This window comes from Ruegeria sp. AL7 (genome assembly GCF_056536105.1).
In genome coordinates this window covers 1,403,503-1,420,827 of the sequence record NZ_JBQFJF010000001.1, presented here as the reverse complement: position 1 = coordinate 1,420,827, position 17,325 = coordinate 1,403,503, and the positions used below count along the sequence as shown (strand labels likewise).

Here is a 17,325-nt window from a genome sequence, read left to right as displayed (position 1 = left end):
TTGGCTTTGGAGGTTTTGACCGATGATGACGGTTCATACGAATTCTGACGGTGCACTCATAGAAGTCGAGTTGTCGGGGCAAGTGACCAGCGCCGACTACGCCAATACTCTGGTTCCCGCGATCGAGGCTGCGCTGACCGAACATGACACGGTTCGGCTGCTGGCAATAATCCAACCGGAATTTCAGGGGTACGATCTGGGCGCGGCCTGGTCTGACACCAAGCTGGGGTTAAGCCATTGGCGCGGGTTCGACCGGATCGCTGTTGTGGCGGATCAGGGCTGGGTGCAGACAAGCGTTCGTCTGGCGGCCCCCATTCTGCCCTGTCCGGTTCAGGTGTTCGATCTGACCGAGCTTGAGGCGGCCCGACGCTGGATGCGTGAGTCCCTAGGATCGATCCACGTGACTGACCTGAGCGGCCCATGTGTTCAGATCAGCCTATTGGGCAAGCTGGACCCTGAATGGTACAAACAGGCAGAACGTGATCTGGATGCATTGTTACAGGACCGGCCAGGGTTTCGCCTGCTGATAGACCTCAGGGAGTTTGACGGCTGGCAAGGGCTGTCAGCGCTTGCGGCGCATTTTCGGTTGGCCAGCCGGAATATCGGGCAACTGGACCGAGCTGCCATCGTTGGGGACAAAAGCTGGCAGCGTATGGCGCAGAAGGTCGCGAGCCATGTTTTAGGAACCCGGACTCAGTTTTTCCCGTCTGAAGAATACGACAACGCCAGGGCATGGCTTGCCGCCGGATAAAACCCTCGACTGTGAAACGCCTGAGCAGGCATCACCCAATCGGTCAAGGTCCGTGACGCAGTCACTGATCCGGTTGTGCGATGTCAGGCATGATTCGGCTACTGACGGCGGATTTTCACAGCTTCAGCCCCAACTTTCCCAGTCTTGGCAAAGTCGGATCGAAAAGTGACGTAAGGAAATTATGTGCTTTTGTGAGTTTTTCTTGATTGAGGCGTCAAAAACGATCAAAGGCCGCGTGTTTTCCCCCTACTTGTGACGGGAAATACCTTTAGCCACACCCTGTCGCTGCGGGTTACCACTCACGTTGAACCACAATGTTCAAGAGCTGGACCCCCTCGGAGCTCGAACTCGACCCGCAGTGGCACGGTTACTGGAAACGGGACGTCCGCAATGCCACTTAAGACTTTGATCGGAAGACTCACTAATACCAGAAAGACCAAACGTGCGGCTGACGTGCTGCAATCAGAATGCGTGCGCAATTTTGATCGGCGGTCCAAAACCAGCCAATCCGAGATTGCGCTTCTGTTTCAGAAAGAATTACGGGGCACCGCGCCGAACGCACCTATCCCGAGACGGGTCACACAGCCGGCAGAAATGTCATCAAAACGTCTACGCTGATCGGTCAGGAGCCATTCATGCGAGCGGCACGCCCGCCGCGCCGCTTGCTGAGCCGCGGTTTACGAGACGGCAGGTCGTTCATGATTTCAGCGCGTTCACTGCTGTCCATCCTGGACCAGCGAGAGATCTCGTCAATCGTGCGGTAACATCCGGTGCAGATACGCTCGGCTGGATGGACAACACAAATCTGGACACAAGGGCTTTCGACCTCATTGCGCTTCCAAACCATGTTCGTCATCGATCGGTCTCCGACCTGTTACAAAAAGCGCAGCCTGTCCAGCGCTCCCTGCAAGATATAACCTGCTGCAACGTGATCAATAACCTGTCCGCGACGTTTTCGTGACGTATCCGCCTCAAGCAGTGCTTTTTCTGCCGCAACCGTACTCAGCCGTTCATCCCAGAATCCGATAGGTAATTCCGTCAGACGGGACAGGTTTCGCGCAAATGCCCGCGTAGATTGGCAGCGCGGCCCCTCTGTGCCATCCATGTTTTTGGGAAGACCCAACAGAATGCCGCCAATCTCGCGATCCGTAGCAATTTCAATCAACCGGGCGGAATCGAGTGTGAATTTCTTGCGCCTTACAGTCTCCAACGGGCTGGCCACGCCCCGCATCCGGTCGGAAACTGCGACACCGATGGTCTTTTCGCCCAGATCCAGCCCAATCAGCGCTTGCATCGGGGGCAGCGCCTTGGCGAAGTCTTCGAAAACGTCGTGGATCATTTCGCAATCCCTGCTTGCAGGGCTGCGGCATCAATGATCTGCAAGGCCTCGGTGTTTCCGGCAAACACCTCCAGCGCCTCATTGTGGATATCCATGGCCCGTTGGCCCTGACCCAGAACACCCAGTGCGGCGATCAAACGAGCCCATTCTTCCGGCGCGCCGCCTTCTGTCGCCAGGCGGTCGGACAACTGATCCACCATTCCCTGAATCATCTGCTGCCGTTCCTCGGGGCTCATTTCCGCTGCTGCGGCCATGTCTTCGCGACTTGGGCCGGACGGAGCGCTCAGGTCCGGTGCGTTGAAAACCCCTGCCCGAAAGGCCAACTCACCTATCTGATCCCGGATCGCGCCTGCCCATGGTGCGCCTGTTGGGGCTTCCCTCAGCGTTTCAACCCAAATGCGGTAGGCAAGGTCTGGTCGTCCGGTCTGAACCAGCATTTGCCCCCAATAATACCGGGCCGGACCGTGATGAGGATCGCGTTTCAAAGCTTCGGCAAGGGCCTGTTCAGCTTCGGGCGACACATATCCACCCGCAGCCAGGATCATCATCTCGGCAAAATCCGCGTAATGCTCGGCTGTGGCTGCGTCGCCCGACAGTTCGATCACCCTTTGTTGCGCGGAATATCCGTCCTTGAAGTTCCCTGAATTGGTCTCATGCTGCGCCAAAAGCATCTGCCCCTGCAAATCATCCGGGCGGGCCGCAACGGTCTCTCGCAACTGCTTGAGAAGGGACGCGTAATTTTCGTCAAGCTGCGCCGCTTGAGCTGGGGTTGCCAGTTCTTCTGCGGCGCTCTGGGACGGACGATTGGCGCGCACCTCCTCGGCCAGTTCCAGCCTCGCGGTCAGGGGCATGTCGGGCAACCCGACGGCACCAATACGATGATACATCGCCATCGCGCCCCCGATGATGATCAGCATGACAACCGGGATTGTCACAATCGAGACGGTCCGTGATGGTCCGGCACCCGAGCCACCCTTTTTCATCTGTTCGTCAGCGGCAAGAATTCGTCGGGAGATTTCGGTGCGGACCCGTTCCGCATCTGCCTCACCAATCACGCCGCGCGCCAGATCCCGGTCCACACCGGTCAGCTGTTCGCGATACACCCGCAGATCGTACGCCGCCGCAGGCTCATCCCCGCGGCGTTTGCGCAGCAATGTGAAGCTCAGAAATGCCGCAATCAGAAGCGCGACAAGAAAAATCAGAACCCAGAACGTCATGGCCCCTCCGAAGATACTGCCCTGACTTAGACCTGTGGGGCGTCCGACAAAAGGGACAAATGGCCGCGAATGAACGACATGTCGCAATAGTGCGATATTGCGGCGTTGCGCGGCGCGGTTAAACTGTCGCCGCGCGGCATATCTGCGCGCAATCACCGAACCGGATGGATTCGCTTATGAAACACTACTCAGCCTTTGCTGTCGCGCGGGAGGCCCTGCGCTATCACACCGGATGGGAACGCGCCTGGCGTTCGCCCGAGCCAAAGAAACGTTATGACGTCATCATCATCGGTGCTGGCGGGCATGGTCTTGCGACCGCGTATTACCTTGGCAAGAACTACGGCATTCAGAATGTCGCGGTGATCGAAAAAGGCTGGCTGGGTGGTGGTAACACGGGTCGAAACACAACGATCATCCGCTCAAACTACCTGCAGGATCCTTCGGCTGCGATCTACGAGAAAGCACGCGGCCTTTATGAGGACCTGAGCCAGGATCTGAACTACAACATCATGTTCAGCCCGCGTGGTGTTATCATGCTGGCGCAGACCCAGCATGAAATTCGCGGCTATCAGCGCACGGCCCATGCAAACGCCCTTCAAGGTGTGAAGACTGAATGGATCGGGCCTGAACGTGTCAAGGAACTGGTACCTATTATCAATCTGGACGGCCCCCGTTATCCGGTTCTGGGTGGGCTCTGGCAGGAACGCGGTGGTACCGCCCGTCATGATGCCGTCGCGTGGGGCTATGCGCGCGCCTGTTCAGCGATGGGTATGGATATCATCCAACAATGCGAGGTCACGGGTGTCCGATCGCAGGATGGCCGTGTCGTCGGTGTAGACACCACCAAGGGTGCCATCGATTGTGACAAGCTGGGTATCGTCGTTGCGGGCCACTCCGGTCAACTGGCCGAGATGGCTGGTTTCCGTCTCCCGCTGGAGGCCGTCGCATTGCAGGCACTGGTATCCGAACCCATCAAACCCTGCATGGACGTGGTCGTGATGGCCAACACCGTTCACGGCTACATGTCGCAGTCTGACAAGGGTGAGATGGTGATCGGTGGTGGTACCGACGGGTTCAACAACTTCACCCAACGTGGCAGCTTCCATCATATCGAGGAAACCGTCCGCGCCTTGGTCGAAACCTTCCCGATGATCTCGCGCCTGAAGATGCTGCGCCAGTGGGGTGGGATTGTGGACATGACCGGTGACCGCTCGCCTATCCTGTCGAAAACTCCGCTGCAGGGCTGCTTTATCAATGGGGGCTGGGGCACCGGCGGCTTTAAGGCAATCCCGGGCTCGGGCTGGGGCATGGCGCAGCTGATGGCCACAGGTCATTCACCTTTGACCGAGGCCTTCTCGCTGGACCGCTTCAAGGAAGGCCGCTTCATCGACGAAAGCGTGGCCGCCGGGGTGGCCCACTGAAGGTGGGTCCGAGGTTGCCAAGAAACAGAATTCTGGTTGGCCGCTGCGCCAACCAACCGCCAAAAGGATGACAACATGCTGATCCTGAATTGCCCTTACTGCGGCGTTGATGCCGAAGAAACAGAACTGGCCGCCGGTGGCGAGGCGCATCTGAAGCGTTTTGGTCCCGGCTCGTCGGATGACGAGTTCCACGACTACCTGTTCATGCGCGAAAACCCCAAAGGCGTGCACTTTGAACGTTGGCGCCATGCCAATGGCTGTGGCAAGTGGTTTCACGCGGCGCGCTGCACAAGCACGCTAGAAGTGTTCGGCACTTACACGGCTCAGACCTCCGAGCCACCGCAGGACATCAAAGAGGCCATCGCCGCAAAGCGCCCTGGATGGACCTGGAGAGAGTTCTCCTGATGCTTCATCTTTTCACAAATACTCCCGCCGGAGGCTCAGACGCCTCCACCCGCGAAAGGTCCGCACAATGAGCACCCGTCTCGCAAAACAAGGCCGGCTGATTGACCGGTCGAAAAAGGTCACGTTTACCTTCAACGGCACGTCGATGCAGGGCTATGAGGGCGACACGCTTGCCTCGGCGCTGCTGGCCAACGATCAGATGATGATGGGCCGGTCGTTCAAATACCACCGCCCCCGCGGCGTTGTCGCCAGCGGTGCGGAAGAACCAAACGCTCTGGTCGGGCTGGGGCAGGGCAACCGGTTTGAACCGAACCAGCGCGCCACCACGACCGAGCTGTTCAACGGCCTGACTGCGATTTCGCAAAACCATTGGCCAAGCCTTGAACACGACATCGGCGCGGTGAATACGGCATTCGCCCGGTTCCTGCCGGCTGGCTTCTACTACAAGACGTTCATCCACCCCAAACCGTTCTGGAAGCACGTCTACGAGCCGTTCATCCGTCAGTCTGCCGGTCTGGGCAAAGCGCCCGACAAGGACAGCCGCGATGCCGATACCTATGAGCACTTCTATGCCTTCACCGATGTTCTGGTCATCGGTGGCGGTGTGGCTGGCCTACAGTCGGCAAAGGCGGCGGCAGCTTCGGGTGCCAAGGTTCTGCTGATTGAGCAGAGCGCACATTGGGGCGGTCGCGCTCCGGTTGACGGTGGCACGGTCAATGATGAGCCTGTGGATAAGTTCGTGGAGCAATTGGTTTCCGAACTCGAAACAATGGACAACGTCACCATGCGCTCCCGCTGCATGGGTGCGGGCGTATATGACCATGGTTACGTGCTGGGCTATGAACGCCTGACAGACCACACGCCGGGCGTGCAAGGCCCGCGCCACCGCCTCTGGCGTATCCGTGCCAAGCAAATTGTGACTGCAACCGGCGCAATTGAACGCCCGTTGTCCTTTGCTGGTAACGATGTTCCGGGTGTGATGCTGGCTTCTGCTATGCGCGATTATGCCGTGAACTGGGGTGTCACCCCGGGCGAGCGTGTCATCGTCGCCACCAACAATGACGACGCCTATCGCACCGCGATTACGCTGAAGCAAGCGGGTGTGGATGTTTTGCGTATTGTTGACGCACGGGCAACGGCTGGACCTTTGGCAGAGGAAGCCCGCCAGTTGGGGATCCGCGTTGATCCGGGCAAGGCCATTGCCAAGGTCAAGGGCGGCAAGCGCGTCAAAAAAGTCGCCATCTGCAACCAGGAAGGTGTTGGCGGCGCACGTGAAGAGGTTGAAGCAGATGCAGTGGCCATGTCGGGCGGCTGGTCGCCGGTCGTTCATATGTGGTCTCATTGCGGTGGCAAGCTGACCTGGGATGACGCGAATGCCTTTTTCCGCCCCGATCCCTCGCGCCCGCCGCTGGGCGCAAACGGTGAGGGCTTTGTTCTGGCCGCCGGGGCATCGAATGGTGCGTTGGCGCTGGGCGATGTTCTGACCGACGCCCACACGGCGGGAAAAGCCGCAGCCAAGGCCGCAGGTTTCAAGCCGAAAAACATCAAGGCTCCTGTTGGCGAAACCACTGCAGAAGCTCCTATGGAGGCTGTCTGGCTGATGCCAGTAAACGCAGAAATCCAGCTGCGCATGAAATCCTGGCTCGACTTCCAGAATGACGTCAAAGTCTCGGACGTCCAACTGGCTGCGCGCGAGGGCTATGAGAGCGTTGAGCACACCAAGCGTTACACCACACTTGGTATGGCGACGGATCAGGGTAAGTTGAGCAACATCAATGGCTTGGCAATTCTTGCTGATGCGTTGGAGTCCGAAATCCCGAAGGTCGGCACCACGACCTTCCGCCCGCCTTATACACCCATCTCGATGGGCGCGATCGGCGGTGAAGCGCGGGGTGAAGTGTTCCAGCCGATCCGACAGACACCAATGCACAACTGGCACGACAAGAACGGCGCCGATTGGGAGCCGGTCGGCCACTGGCGCCGGACCTACGCCTATGTCCGTCCCGGTGAATCCGTGCATGACGCCGTGAACCGTGAGGTGAAGAACACCCGCGAAAACCTTGGCCTGCTGGACGCCTCGACGTTGGGCAAGCTGATCGTCAAAGGCCCTGACGCAGGCAAGTTTCTGGACATGTTGTACACCAACATGATGTCCACGCTGAAGGTCGGAAAATGCCGCTATGGCCTGATGTGCTCGGAAAACGGCTTTCTGATCGACGACGGTGTTGTCGCCCGCATAGATGAGGACACCTGGCTGTGCCACACCACCACCGGCGGGGCCGAGCGTATCCATGGTCACATGGAAGAATGGCTACAAACCGAATGGTGGGACTGGAAAGTCTATGTCGCCAACGTGACCGAGCAATATGCTCAGGTCGCTGTAGTCGGCCCCAATGCCCGTAAGGTTCTTGAAAAGCTGGGCGGCATGGATGTCAGCCGCGAGGCGCTGCCCTTCATGGAATGGCGCGATGGCAAGATCGGCGCGTTCGACTGCCGCGCCTATCGCATCTCGTTCTCGGGCGAGTTGTCCTACGAAATCGCCGTTCCTGCCTCGCAGGGTCAGGCGTTCTGGGACGCCCTGGTGGAGGCAGGCAAGGAATTCGGTGTGATGCCTTATGGCACAGAATGTCTGCACATTCTTCGGGCCGAGAAGGGCTTTATCATGATCGGCGACGAGACCGACGGCACCGTGATCCCGCAGGATCTTGGGCTGCACTGGGCGCTGTCGAAAAAGAAAGGGGACTACCTCGGTAAACGCGCCCATTCACGGACTCACATGGCCGATCCAGAACGCTGGAAATTGGTCGGTTTGGAGACTGTGGATGGATCAGTTTTGCCGGACGGTGCCTATGCGGTCGGTGAGGGTGTGAATGCCAACGGTCAGCGCAACATGATCGGGCGTGTGACCTCGACCTATTACTCGGCCAACCTCGGTAAAGGGATCGCTATGGGCCTGATCAAGCACGGCCCGGACCGGATGGGTGAAATCGTCGAGTTCCCGGGCACGGACGGCAAAACCTACAAAGCCAAGATCGTGGACCCGATCTTCTTCGATAAGGACGGGGAGAAGCAGAATGTCTGAACCTATCAGCGCATTGAACCACGCCAGCTATGATGGCATCGCTAATGTCAGGGAATGTGGCCTGCAAGGCATGATCACCCTGCGCGGTGACTTGTCCGACAAAAGCCTCGCCAAGGCCGTCAAGGACGCGACTGGGCAGAACGTACCCGGTCAGCGCGAGGCGCTGGTCAGCGGAGATACCGGCGTATGCTGGATGTCACCGGACGAGCTGCTGGTGCTGGTCCCTTATGCCGAGGTCGAGGCCAAACTGGCCGCAATTATCAAAGCTTTGGGAAAAACTCACGCACTGGCCGTCAACGTCTCGGATGCCCGCGCGGTCTTCACAATATCAGGCGCCAGCGCACGAGAAGTGTTGGGCAAAGTCGCTCCGGTTGATCTGTCGGCCGAGGCCTTCCAACTCGGCCAAATCCGCCGTTCGCGCCTGGCGCAAGTGGCAGGTGCGTTCTGGATGGACGATGCCGAAACTTTCCGCGTGGTCTGCTTCCGTTCGGCTGCGGATTACGTTTTCAAACTGCTGAAGGTTGCGGCGCAACCGGGCAGTGAGGTTGGCGTTTACTGACCTGTCTACACATCTGACGTTTTATTCGATGGCCGCCTCGTCCTGGACAGGCGGCCATCGAATTTTGTGCTGCTGCAAAGCGATTTGAGTGTGGACACACAACAGGGTCTGTCGAGAATTTCGTTGCGCGATTTCTCCTGTTGCGGGAGCGGTGTGATTGGGCTAACGATCACCAAAAGGCTGAAAAATAAGAACTTTATTATGAATTTCTTTAGACTAATCGCAAGCGGCTTAATTGCTATTTCAACTATACCTAGTGTGACCATAGCCGAGACTTATTCAGAGACATTTGAGTGTGTTTTTGCCAAAGGCCTGGCAAATCGGCCAACTCCGACCCGCGTTGTTTTTTCAGTTGACGTGTACGGGCGCCAGGCGTTGCTCCACGAAGTTGAAATGCGGGGTATAGACACGCCGAAAAGATCGGCTTCTATCAACAGAAACAGCTTTCGGGTACTTTCGATCAGTTGGCCGGGCGACGCCTATACGTTTTCACGAACTGGCAGACGAACCAGAAGCGGTGACCCTCGCAGGATGGTTCTTGATTTAGGGCGCCAAGAGTTTTCGATTTTCCTGAATCGCGAAACAATGAAGGCAATAGCCAGCTCGAATTCGGATGTACAATCTTCACATGACGGAAACGCAAACGGGATCTGCGTTGAGATACCATTCCAAAGGTAAGGAAAGAGCGGAGTAATACTTTGAAAAAGATAGCATTTGCATTGACGCTTGGACTGTTGTCCACACCTGTTGTTTCAGCTTCTCAAACCTTTACAGAGACGTATGAGTGCAAGTTTGGCCATGGCCTTGTCAACAAACCGACTCCCGAATTCCTTGTGTTTTCGGTCGATGAATATGGTCGTTCCGCCTATATCCATGAGATCGAGATGCCAGATATCGATACACAGCCAGGACCAGCCAGGGTCAAGCGCGACAGTATTCGAAACTTGTCGGTTGCCTGGGTCGGTCGAGACTATGTCTATTCTGCGACTGGCAGAAGCTACGCGTCGAACGAGTCGCGTATTGACGCGATCGATCTACTCAATCACGAGTTCACAGTGTTTCTGGACCGCCGAACTTTGAAGGCGACCACACGATCAACCTCACACAGTGCGTACCTGCCGCGAGATGGTTTTGCCCGAGGAAAATGCAAACAGATACCCACACCATCCAGTTGACAAAAAGGTGCTGAAAATGAAAAGAAAATTTCTTGCTATTGGTTTTTCTGTATTGGCCGCTGCCGCGCAAGCCGAAGTTGCGAACTATATGTGTGAGCTTCATAGTATGGAAGCTCGGGGGTGGATCCCGCCCGAGGTTTGGCTGAGTGTTGATGCTGAAAACAAGCGTGCTCGGGCTTATGATTGGGTGATCGGCGAAGACAACAGATCGGCGGGTAGGAACGAACAGCAACCCAAGGACACCAAGTTCAAGGTCAACCGACGCGGTGAATACCAGATGAATTGGCGGGTCAGCCTCATGGCGAACTCGGGCGGTCAAGTGCGTGTGTCCTACACCGCAATGATGAACCCGCAAACGAATGAGTTCGAGATGATTGCGCGTTTTCCGCAGGCGAATGTAACTAACCGGCCAAGCGGTGTCGGACGCTGCAAAGCGGTCAATACCCACACGCTATACTGATATTCGGATCGCGGAAGGGGGGAGCGTTTCGCGCGTTCTTCCCAATCCGCAGACAGCTGTTTCTGATCGTACTAGGACGTGAAAAGATAGGTCTGGAAGCGGGTCAAGGCACCCTCATCCGTCATCGAGTGATCTGACGCAGCACCTTCCCGCTGGCATGTATCGTAAAACGACAATAGGTCGGCCAGATGCTTCATTCTGTCGGCTCGGTCTTCCTCATTCAGTAGTGGCGCATGTGTTGACAGCAGCAATGGGGGACGATGCTGTTTGAGCCAGGGTATTAGCGTGGGAAGTACAAAAAACTCCGCCCCTTCAATGTCCATTTTGACCAGTGAAACCTTCGACAGATCACAGGTCGACTGGAACTGCTCCCATGTAATCGTCAGCGCGTCATTCCCATGGGCTTCATTGTGCAGCAGGGATGTGGTCGAATCCCCGGGCTCACCCCAGACCGACGCCATGCGGGCCACGCCGAACTTGTCAGACAAAGCGACCCCGAAGGCTGAGACATTCCTGATCTGGTTCAGGTCCAGATTCCACGCCAGAAATCGATAGGCCGAAGGATCTGGCTCAAAGCACCAGACATGGCGTGCCTTACGCGCACCATAAAGAACTGTGGGCCCGATCCATGCGCCGATATCCAAGTAATCGCTTTCAGGCGAGAGATACTGGTCCATCACGGCAAAGGTTTCAGGCTCCCACTGGCCAGTGGAGGCTTTACGCCAGAACTTTGAATGATAAGGGTCCAGACGAAATGGCTCGCCGTTCAGGTTGCCCGCATAGTAACCGCGGGCGCGGTAGAACATCTTGCGCGCCTGTGTCAGCATCGCCTGCCTCCGGGTTTTCTTGTCTCGGCCCTTGACCTGCGGCGGCTGCCAAAGCATTTAACCTTGGGAACCGCAACTCAAATTTAAACAGGGGGCCGACATGGCTTTTGAACTTCCTGATCTTCCTTATGCACATGACGCGCTGGCAGCCAAGGGTATGTCCGCGGAAACACTGGAATATCACCACGATCTGCACCACAAAGCCTATGTCGACAATGGCAATAAACTGATCGCCGGCACCGAATGGGACGGCAAGTCGCTGGAAGAGATCATCGTTGGCACCTACGACGCAAATGCCGTCGCGCAGAACGGTATCTTCAACAACATCAGCCAGCTGTGGAACCACAACCAGTTCTGGGAAATGATGGGCCCCGGCGATAACGCCATGCCCGGTGAGCTTGAGAAAGCTCTGACCGAAAGCTTTGGTTCGGTTGATGAATTCAAATCGCAGTTCAGCGCCGCTGGTGCCGGTCAGTTCGGCTCGGGCTGGGCGTGGCTGGTCAAGAATGCTGACGGCTCGCTGACCGTGACCAAGACTGAAAACGGCGTGAACCCGCTTTGCTTTGGTCAGACTGCGCTGCTGGGTTGTGACGTTTGGGAACACTCATACTACATCGACTTCCGCAACAAGCGTCCGGCTTATCTGTCGAACTTCCTCGACAATCTGGTGAACTGGGAAAACGTCGCGTCGCGGATGTAAGTCATTGAACCGACGCCGGTTTATCAAGGGCCTGCTGGCGGTGACGCTGGCAGGCCTAATCACATCAGTCTACGGGTTTTTCATCGAACCCGCCCTGCGGCTGCGCGTGCGAAAATGGCGCGTCCGGCGGGAGGATTGGACTGCGCCGCCGCTCAGGATTGCCGTACTGGCAGATTTGCATCTGGGCGAACCTTTGGTCGGGCTGGACCGAATAAAACAGGTGGTACGGCGTACGAATGCGCTTGCGCCGGATATGATCCTGCTGCTGGGTGATTTCTTCGCAAGCCACAAAGGCGTTTTGCGTCCTGTCGAAATGAAAGATCTGGCACCGGTTCTTGCCAACCTTGAGGCCAAGAACGGTGTCTTTGCTGTACTTGGCAATCACGACTGGTGGGATGACCGGCAGGCGCAGCGCCGTGGTGCTGGCCCCAACCAATATGTCGATGCGCTGGAGCAGAGCGGAATTACGGTTTTGTCGAATACCGCCATCAAGCTAGAAGCTCTTGGTTTCTGGTTGGCGGGTCTTGAAGACCAGCTTGCGATCTGGCGCAACGGTAAACCGCAGGGGCTGGATGATCTGTCGGGGACACTGGCGCAAATCACCGATGATGCCCCGGTTGTGATGATGGCGCATGAGCCCGACATCTTCCCTCAAGTGCCCGACAGGGTGGCTTTGACGCTATCCGGTCATACGCATGGCGGTCAGATTCGTCTGTTTGGCTGGTCGCCGATCGTGCCCTCCAAATACGGCAACAGATATGCCTATGGGCATGTGCGCGAAGGCGGGCGTGATCTGGTTGTGTCCGGCGGCATTGGATGTTCCATCCTTCCGGTTCGATTTGGTGTAACCCCCGAGATCACGGTTATCGAACTGTCTGCCTAAAGACCTGAGGCTTCACCAAATCGACCAGCCCAATGTCTTGCCCGCATATGTGCGGCAACGATGCACAGCTGCGTTCGGTCAGACACTTTCGCGACCTGCCGGGCTTACCGCAGCTTATCGCGCAGGGCCGTCATTGCTGTTTCTGCATCTTCAGCCCAAATGACAAAGTCACCCAGTGATCGATCTGCAAAGCCTTGCCCGATCACCTGATGCAACAGGGTTTTCAACGCATCCCAATAGCCGTTCACATTGACGATGACGATGGGTTTGTCGTGCAGGCCCAGCTGCCGCCAGGTCAGCGCTTCAAAAAGCTCGTCCAGTGATCCCGGCCCGCCGGGCAGAACAACGACGGCGTCAGCATTCATGATCATGACCTTTTTCCGCTCGTGCATGGTTTCGGTGATCACGAAATGGGTCAGGTCGGTCTTGCCGACCTCTCGTTTGACCAGATGCACCGGAATGACACCAAAGGTCTCGCCACCGGCTTGTTGCGCGGCCCGGGCGACTTCGCCCATCAGCCCGACATCTCCGGCACCGTAAACCAGCCGCCAGCCTTCCTGCGCAAGCAGGCTGCCAAACTGTCGTGCGGTTTCAGAATAAGCTTTCTCGGCCCCATTGCGTGACCCGCAATACACACAGACGGATTTCTGAGACATGAAAGAGACGCTCCGGGGTTGTGTCAGAGGTTTTGACCCCTGATAGCGGGATTGATAGATTGGCTCAACTGTCCGCTGGAAGGCTTTTGAAGACAAAGCTTTTGTACGGCGGGGTGAAAGGAAAACAATGGACGCCAAATCGGGAAACGGAAGCTCGGGCAATTTTGTCTGGGGTGTGATTGCGGGTCTGGTTGCCGTGCTGGGTGTTGGGGGTTTGTATCTGTCCGGCGCTTTCACCAAAGCGCCAGAGCCTGAGGCGGGTGCACCGCAGGAACCCGTGTCTGTTGCAGCTACGCAACCGCAGGAACAAGCGGCCGAAGCGCCTGCGGAAACTACCACAACAGAACCAGCTGAGCAGGCCGCCGTGACACCGGATGAGGTACCAACCGCTGATCCCGCCGAAGACACGGCTGCGGCAACAGATGTTGTTTCAGACACAGATACCACAACGGCCCAATCGGAAGAGAATGTACAGGCACCCACGGCCCCCCCGGTTTTGGATCAGATTTTTGTTGAAGCAGACGGAACGGCGCTTTTGTCAGGTGACGCCGAACCGGGCAGTCAGATTGAGGTTCTGTTGAACGGTGAAACCGTGCACACATTCACGGTGGACAGCAGCGGGCAGTTCGCCGAGTTCGTCTCGATCCCCTTCAGCGATGCCGCGCAGGGGCTAATCCTGCGCAGCAAAAGCGGCGGGCAAACAACCCGGTCTGACGACTATCTGATCGCCGCTCTGCCGAAGCCGGTCGAGGAAGAGCCGGTTGCGCAGCAAACTGATGCTGCCGATCAGGGCGAAACAACCGAAGCTGAAGAACAGATAGCCTCGGCGGTTGTCGATCCAGAGACCGAAACCCCAGCTGAGACCGAAACATCAGACCCTGTGGCGACCGCGCCAGAAGTCAGCGAAGCGCAGGTTGCCGACCAGTCGGCAGAGACATCTGAAACGGGTCAGCAGATCGCGGTACTGCGGTCGGGCGAAGAAGGCGTTGAACTCGTGCAACCGCCCGTGGTTCGGGATACCCCGCCGGAACAGGTCGCGCTGGATACCATCGGGTATTCCGAAACCGGTGATGTCCAGTTGACCGGGCGAGTACAGGACGGGGCGGCCATCAGGGTGTATCTGGACAATCGTCTGGTTGCCGATCTTGCTCCGGAACAGGATGGATCCTGGCGGAGTGATCTGGACGGTATCGACCCCGGTGTTTACACGTTGCGTGTTGACGCGGTGAACACGGACGGGAAGGTCCTCAGCCGGGTCGAAACCCCCTTCAAACGCGAGCCTGTGGAAGTTTTGGAAGCAGCATCAGGTGGCGGTGACGGAACGGCCGCGCAGGACAATGCCCCGGCAATTCGGTCGGTCACTGTGCAGCGGGGCGACACGCTGTGGGCGATCTCGCGTGACCGCTTTGGCGATGGCATCCTGTATGTGCGCCTGTTCGAAGCCAACCGCGACTTGATCCGCGACCCGGATCTGATCTATCCGGGGCAAATCTTTATGATACCGGAATAATCAACGCGCTGGCCCTTTGCGGGCCAGAGCCTTTCTCTGACCGCAGACAAGGTACGTGATGAGACGAACATCTCCGATGGCCTCGAGTGACGGGGTGCAGAGCGGCGAGCGCAGTTCAGGCTGGCGGACGATCCGCAAGGTTGCGCCCTACCTTTGGCCGCAGGACGAGGTTTGGGTAAAGCGCCGCGTGGTTATCGCAATGGCGATGCTGGTTCTGGCCAAACTGATCGCGGTCTATACCCCGATCCTTTACAAAGGCGCCGTTGACTCGTTGGCAGGTGAAGGCGTGCCGCCGCTGGCGCTGGGCGCAGTGGGCGTGACGGTTGCCTACGGCGTGGCGCGCATGATGACAGTTGGGTTCCAGCAATTGCGGGACGCCGCCTTTGCCCCTGTTGGACAGCGGGCCTTGCGGGCGCTGGCACTGGAGACGTTCAGACATATCCATAACCTTTCCATGCGTTATCACGTCTCGCGCCGCACCGGCGGGTTGAGCCGTATCATCGAGAGGGGCGTCAAAGGCGTTGAATTCCTGCTGCGCTTCCTGCTGTTCTCGATCGGGCCGCTGATCCTTGAGCTGTTGTTGGTTGCGATCATCCTGATGTGGTTGTTCGACGTCTGGTATCTGGTGGTCGTCGCCGTCACCATCGGCCTTTATATCTGGTTCACCTTCGCGGTGACCGAATGGCGGGTAAAGCTGCGGCGTGAGATGAACGATCAGGACACCGAAGCCAATCAGCGCGCCATTGACAGTTTGCTGAACTTCGAAACCGTCAAGTATTTCAACGCGGAAGCCCGCGAAGCTGCACGTTACGACGTGTCGATGAAAGCCTATGCCGGCGCGGCGCTGAAAACGGCCTATTCGCTGGCGTTTCTGAATTTTGGCCAATCCTTCCTGATCACCTGCGGCCTGATCGGAGTCATGGTTCTGGCCGCAATTGGCGTTCAGAATGGGAACCTGACCGTGGGCGATTTTGTCATGGTCAACGCCTACATGATCCAGATCACCGTACCGCTGAACTTTCTGGGGACGGTCTATCGCGAGATCCGGCAATCGCTGGTTGATATGGGGCAGATGTTTGATCTGCTCGAACAACCTGCCGAAGTCACCGATCAGCCCGATGCACCCGACCTTGCGGTCAAAGGTGGTGAGGTCACACTTGAAGATGTGCATTTTGGGTATGACCCCGAAAGGGAAATCCTCAAGGGTGTTTCCTTGATGGTTCCGGCCGGACAGACGGTCGCAATCGTCGGGGCGACTGGGTCTGGCAAGTCGACCATCGGGCGGCTGTTGTTTCGGTTTTACGACGTGACCAAAGGCGCGCTGAAGATCGACGGGCAGGATGTGCGGAATGTGACCCAGACCAGCCTGCACGCGGCCATTGGCGTTGTGCCGCAGGACACGGTGCTGTTTAACGACACCATTCGCTACAACATTGCGTATGGGCGCGACGATGCCACCCCGGAGGACGTCGAGGCCGCAGCCCGCGCCGCCCAGATTCATGACTTCATCTCATCGCTGCCCGACGGATACGACACCATGGTGGGTGAACGCGGCCTGAAACTGTCCGGCGGCGAAAAGCAACGGGTTGGCATAGCGCGGACATTGCTGAAGAACCCTCCGATCCTGTTGCTGGACGAGGCGACCTCGGCCCTGGATACCGATACGGAACAGGACATCAAGGATGCGCTGGCGCACGCAGGAGAAGGGCGGACCGTGATCACGATTGCCCATCGCCTCAGCACGATTGCCGAGGCGGATCGGATTGTTGTTCTTGAGGCCGGTGAGATCATCGAACAGGGCACACATGACGAGCTGTTGGCGCTGTCCGGGCGATATGCTCAACTGTGGAACCGCCAGCAGTCGGACAGTGAGGCCGCCTGAGGGGCTCATCTTGCCCCGCGGGATGTGCTAGGATGCGCCGTGAATGAAGGTGGACGCCATGATCAATGGTTTAGCAAGACGATTGTTACCTATAGCGGTCGTGGTTCTTCTTCCGGCTATGGTAGCAGCTGACCCGATCGAGGGCGTTTGGAAGACCGAGCCTGATCGCAAGAACCTGATCTCGCACATCAAGATATCCGCCTGCGCGGACAAGTTCTGCGGCACGATACTTTCGGCTTTTGATTCATCGGGCAAAGAAGTTCAAACGCCGAATATCGGGAAAAAGCTGTTCTGGGATGTGTCCAGCGAAGGCGGTGGAAAATACGGCGGGGGTGAGTTCTGGGTTCCCCTGATCGACGTTGATGCTGTTCCACAGATGACGTTGCAAGGTGACAAGCTCATGGTCAAAGGCTGTGAACATGCGATTTGCGCGCACCAGACCTGGTCCCGACTGTGAC

General features: G+C 57.5%; 17 protein-coding genes. 12 read left to right on the top strand and 5 right to left on the bottom strand.

What is annotated here, in order from left to right; translation table 11 throughout:
- The first annotated feature begins 25 nt into the window (after positions 1-25).
- On the top strand, positions 26-751 hold the full coding sequence (locus ACR3E2_RS07095) for a SpoIIAA family protein (protein WP_480492705.1): 726 nt from the start codon (positions 26-28) through the stop codon (positions 749-751).
- Between the two features lie 622 nt (positions 752-1,373).
- Here the strand turns inward: ACR3E2_RS07095 and ACR3E2_RS07090 are convergent.
- From ACR3E2_RS07090 to ccmI, 3 genes are read right to left on the bottom strand one after another with little or no spacing between them, the layout of a single operon-like run.
- Positions 1,374-1,607 (bottom strand): DUF1289 domain-containing protein, encoded by a 234-nt coding sequence (locus ACR3E2_RS07090; protein ID WP_209503450.1) that lies wholly within the window; start codon positions 1,605-1,607, stop codon positions 1,374-1,376.
- A gap of 18 nt (positions 1,608-1,625) precedes the next feature.
- Positions 1,626-2,090 carry a Holliday junction resolvase RuvX gene (gene ruvX / locus ACR3E2_RS07085; RefSeq protein ID WP_267365234.1) on the bottom strand — a complete coding sequence of 155 codons (465 nt, stop codon included), beginning with the start codon at positions 2,088-2,090 and terminating at the stop codon, positions 1,626-1,628.
- Positions 2,087-3,307 (bottom strand): c-type cytochrome biogenesis protein CcmI, encoded by a 1,221-nt coding sequence (gene ccmI / locus ACR3E2_RS07080; RefSeq protein WP_480480293.1) that lies wholly within the window; start codon positions 3,305-3,307, stop codon positions 2,087-2,089. Before ccmI ends, ruvX begins: the two co-directional genes overlap by 4 nt.
- Before the next feature lie 176 nt (positions 3,308-3,483).
- Between ccmI and ACR3E2_RS07075 the strand changes: the two genes are divergently transcribed.
- The 6 genes from ACR3E2_RS07075 (at position 3,484) to ACR3E2_RS07050 (ending at position 10,409) form a co-directional block, all read left to right on the top strand.
- Positions 3,484-4,728 carry a sarcosine oxidase subunit beta family protein gene (locus ACR3E2_RS07075; protein WP_480480295.1) on the top strand — a complete coding sequence of 415 codons (1,245 nt, stop codon included), beginning with the start codon at positions 3,484-3,486 and terminating at the stop codon, positions 4,726-4,728.
- A 75-nt stretch (positions 4,729-4,803) separates the two neighbouring features.
- Positions 4,804-5,133: a sarcosine oxidase subunit delta gene (locus ACR3E2_RS07070; RefSeq protein ID WP_480473438.1), complete on the top strand. Its 330-nt coding sequence runs from the start codon at positions 4,804-4,806 to the stop codon at positions 5,131-5,133.
- A gap of 67 nt (positions 5,134-5,200) precedes the next feature.
- On the top strand, positions 5,201-8,215 hold the full coding sequence (locus ACR3E2_RS07065; protein ID WP_480480297.1) for a sarcosine oxidase subunit alpha family protein: 3,015 nt from the start codon (positions 5,201-5,203) through the stop codon (positions 8,213-8,215).
- Positions 8,208-8,774, top strand: a complete 567-nt coding sequence (locus ACR3E2_RS07060; protein ID WP_480480299.1) for a sarcosine oxidase subunit gamma — start codon at positions 8,208-8,210, stop codon at positions 8,772-8,774. The genes ACR3E2_RS07065 and ACR3E2_RS07060 overlap by 8 nt, the downstream gene beginning before the upstream one ends.
- A 698-nt stretch (positions 8,775-9,472) precedes the next feature.
- The gene (locus tag ACR3E2_RS07055; protein ID WP_480492704.1) at positions 9,473-9,949 is read left to right on the top strand and encodes a hypothetical protein; all 477 of its coding nucleotides are present in this window, start codon (positions 9,473-9,475) and stop codon (positions 9,947-9,949) included.
- A 7-nt stretch (positions 9,950-9,956) separates the two neighbouring features.
- Positions 9,957-10,409 (top strand): hypothetical protein, encoded by a 453-nt coding sequence (locus ACR3E2_RS07050; RefSeq protein WP_480492703.1) that lies wholly within the window; start codon positions 9,957-9,959, stop codon positions 10,407-10,409.
- 71 nt (positions 10,410-10,480) lie between these two features.
- Here ACR3E2_RS07050 and ACR3E2_RS07045 read toward each other — a convergent pair whose 3' ends face one another.
- Positions 10,481-11,236: an FkbM family methyltransferase gene (locus ACR3E2_RS07045; RefSeq protein WP_480480303.1), complete on the bottom strand. Its 756-nt coding sequence runs from the start codon at positions 11,234-11,236 to the stop codon at positions 10,481-10,483.
- A gap of 100 nt (positions 11,237-11,336) precedes the next feature.
- Here ACR3E2_RS07045 and ACR3E2_RS07040 point away from each other — a divergent pair, with 100 nt between their 5' ends.
- Both ACR3E2_RS07040 and ACR3E2_RS07035 read left to right on the top strand, forming a co-directional pair.
- On the top strand, positions 11,337-11,936 hold the full coding sequence (locus ACR3E2_RS07040) for a superoxide dismutase (RefSeq protein ID WP_209503468.1): 600 nt from the start codon (positions 11,337-11,339) through the stop codon (positions 11,934-11,936).
- A gap of 4 nt (positions 11,937-11,940) precedes the next feature.
- The gene (locus ACR3E2_RS07035; protein ID WP_480480305.1) at positions 11,941-12,819 is read left to right on the top strand and encodes a metallophosphoesterase; all 879 of its coding nucleotides are present in this window, start codon (positions 11,941-11,943) and stop codon (positions 12,817-12,819) included.
- 104 nt (positions 12,820-12,923) lie between these two features.
- On the opposite strand, the gene ACR3E2_RS07030 is transcribed toward ACR3E2_RS07035, so the two are convergent.
- Positions 12,924-13,475, bottom strand: a complete 552-nt coding sequence (locus ACR3E2_RS07030) for an LOG family protein (protein ID WP_267366848.1) — start codon at positions 13,473-13,475, stop codon at positions 12,924-12,926.
- Between the two features lie 127 nt (positions 13,476-13,602).
- On the opposite strand from ACR3E2_RS07030, the gene ACR3E2_RS07025 reads away from it, so the two are divergent.
- The 3 genes from ACR3E2_RS07025 to ACR3E2_RS07015 are packed head-to-tail and all read left to right on the top strand — an operon-like array spanning position 13,603 to position 17,324.
- Entirely contained in the window at positions 13,603-14,985 is a 1,383-nt protein-coding gene (locus ACR3E2_RS07025; RefSeq protein WP_480480308.1) for a LysM peptidoglycan-binding domain-containing protein, read from the top strand.
- Between the two features lie 58 nt (positions 14,986-15,043).
- Entirely contained in the window at positions 15,044-16,867 is a 1,824-nt protein-coding gene (locus ACR3E2_RS07020) for an ABCB family ABC transporter ATP-binding protein/permease (RefSeq protein ID WP_480480310.1), read from the top strand.
- A 43-nt stretch (positions 16,868-16,910) separates the two neighbouring features.
- Positions 16,911-17,324 carry a DUF2147 domain-containing protein gene (locus tag ACR3E2_RS07015; protein ID WP_480480312.1) on the top strand — a complete coding sequence of 138 codons (414 nt, stop codon included), beginning with the start codon at positions 16,911-16,913 and terminating at the stop codon, positions 17,322-17,324.
- Position 17,325 lies beyond the last annotated feature (1 nt).

Coding starts and splice junctions, on each gene's coding strand:
- ACR3E2_RS07015 (WP_480480312.1), top strand. CDS start 16,911: ATGAAGGTGGACGCCATGATCAATGGTTTAGCAAGACGATTGTTACCT.
- ACR3E2_RS07065 (WP_480480297.1), top strand. CDS start 5,201: ATGAGCACCCGTCTCGCAAAACAAGGCCGGCTGATTGACCGGTCGAAA.
- ACR3E2_RS07025 (WP_480480308.1), top strand. CDS start 13,603: ATGGACGCCAAATCGGGAAACGGAAGCTCGGGCAATTTTGTCTGGGGT.
- ACR3E2_RS07020 (WP_480480310.1), top strand. CDS start 15,044: ATGAGACGAACATCTCCGATGGCCTCGAGTGACGGGGTGCAGAGCGGC.
- ACR3E2_RS07095 (WP_480492705.1), top strand. CDS start 26: ATGACGGTTCATACGAATTCTGACGGTGCACTCATAGAAGTCGAGTTG.
- ACR3E2_RS07070 (WP_480473438.1), top strand. CDS start 4,804: ATGCTGATCCTGAATTGCCCTTACTGCGGCGTTGATGCCGAAGAAACA.
- ccmI (WP_480480293.1), bottom strand. CDS start 3,307: ATGACGTTCTGGGTTCTGATTTTTCTTGTCGCGCTTCTGATTGCGGCA.
- ACR3E2_RS07060 (WP_480480299.1), top strand. CDS start 8,208: ATGTCTGAACCTATCAGCGCATTGAACCACGCCAGCTATGATGGCATC.
- ruvX (WP_267365234.1), bottom strand. CDS start 2,090: ATGATCCACGACGTTTTCGAAGACTTCGCCAAGGCGCTGCCCCCGATG.
- ACR3E2_RS07090 (WP_209503450.1), bottom strand. CDS start 1,607: ATGACGAACATGGTTTGGAAGCGCAATGAGGTCGAAAGCCCTTGTGTC.
- ACR3E2_RS07075 (WP_480480295.1), top strand. CDS start 3,484: ATGAAACACTACTCAGCCTTTGCTGTCGCGCGGGAGGCCCTGCGCTAT.
- ACR3E2_RS07045 (WP_480480303.1), bottom strand. CDS start 11,236: ATGCTGACACAGGCGCGCAAGATGTTCTACCGCGCCCGCGGTTACTAT.
- ACR3E2_RS07030 (WP_267366848.1), bottom strand. CDS start 13,475: ATGTCTCAGAAATCCGTCTGTGTGTATTGCGGGTCACGCAATGGGGCC.
- ACR3E2_RS07040 (WP_209503468.1), top strand. CDS start 11,337: ATGGCTTTTGAACTTCCTGATCTTCCTTATGCACATGACGCGCTGGCA.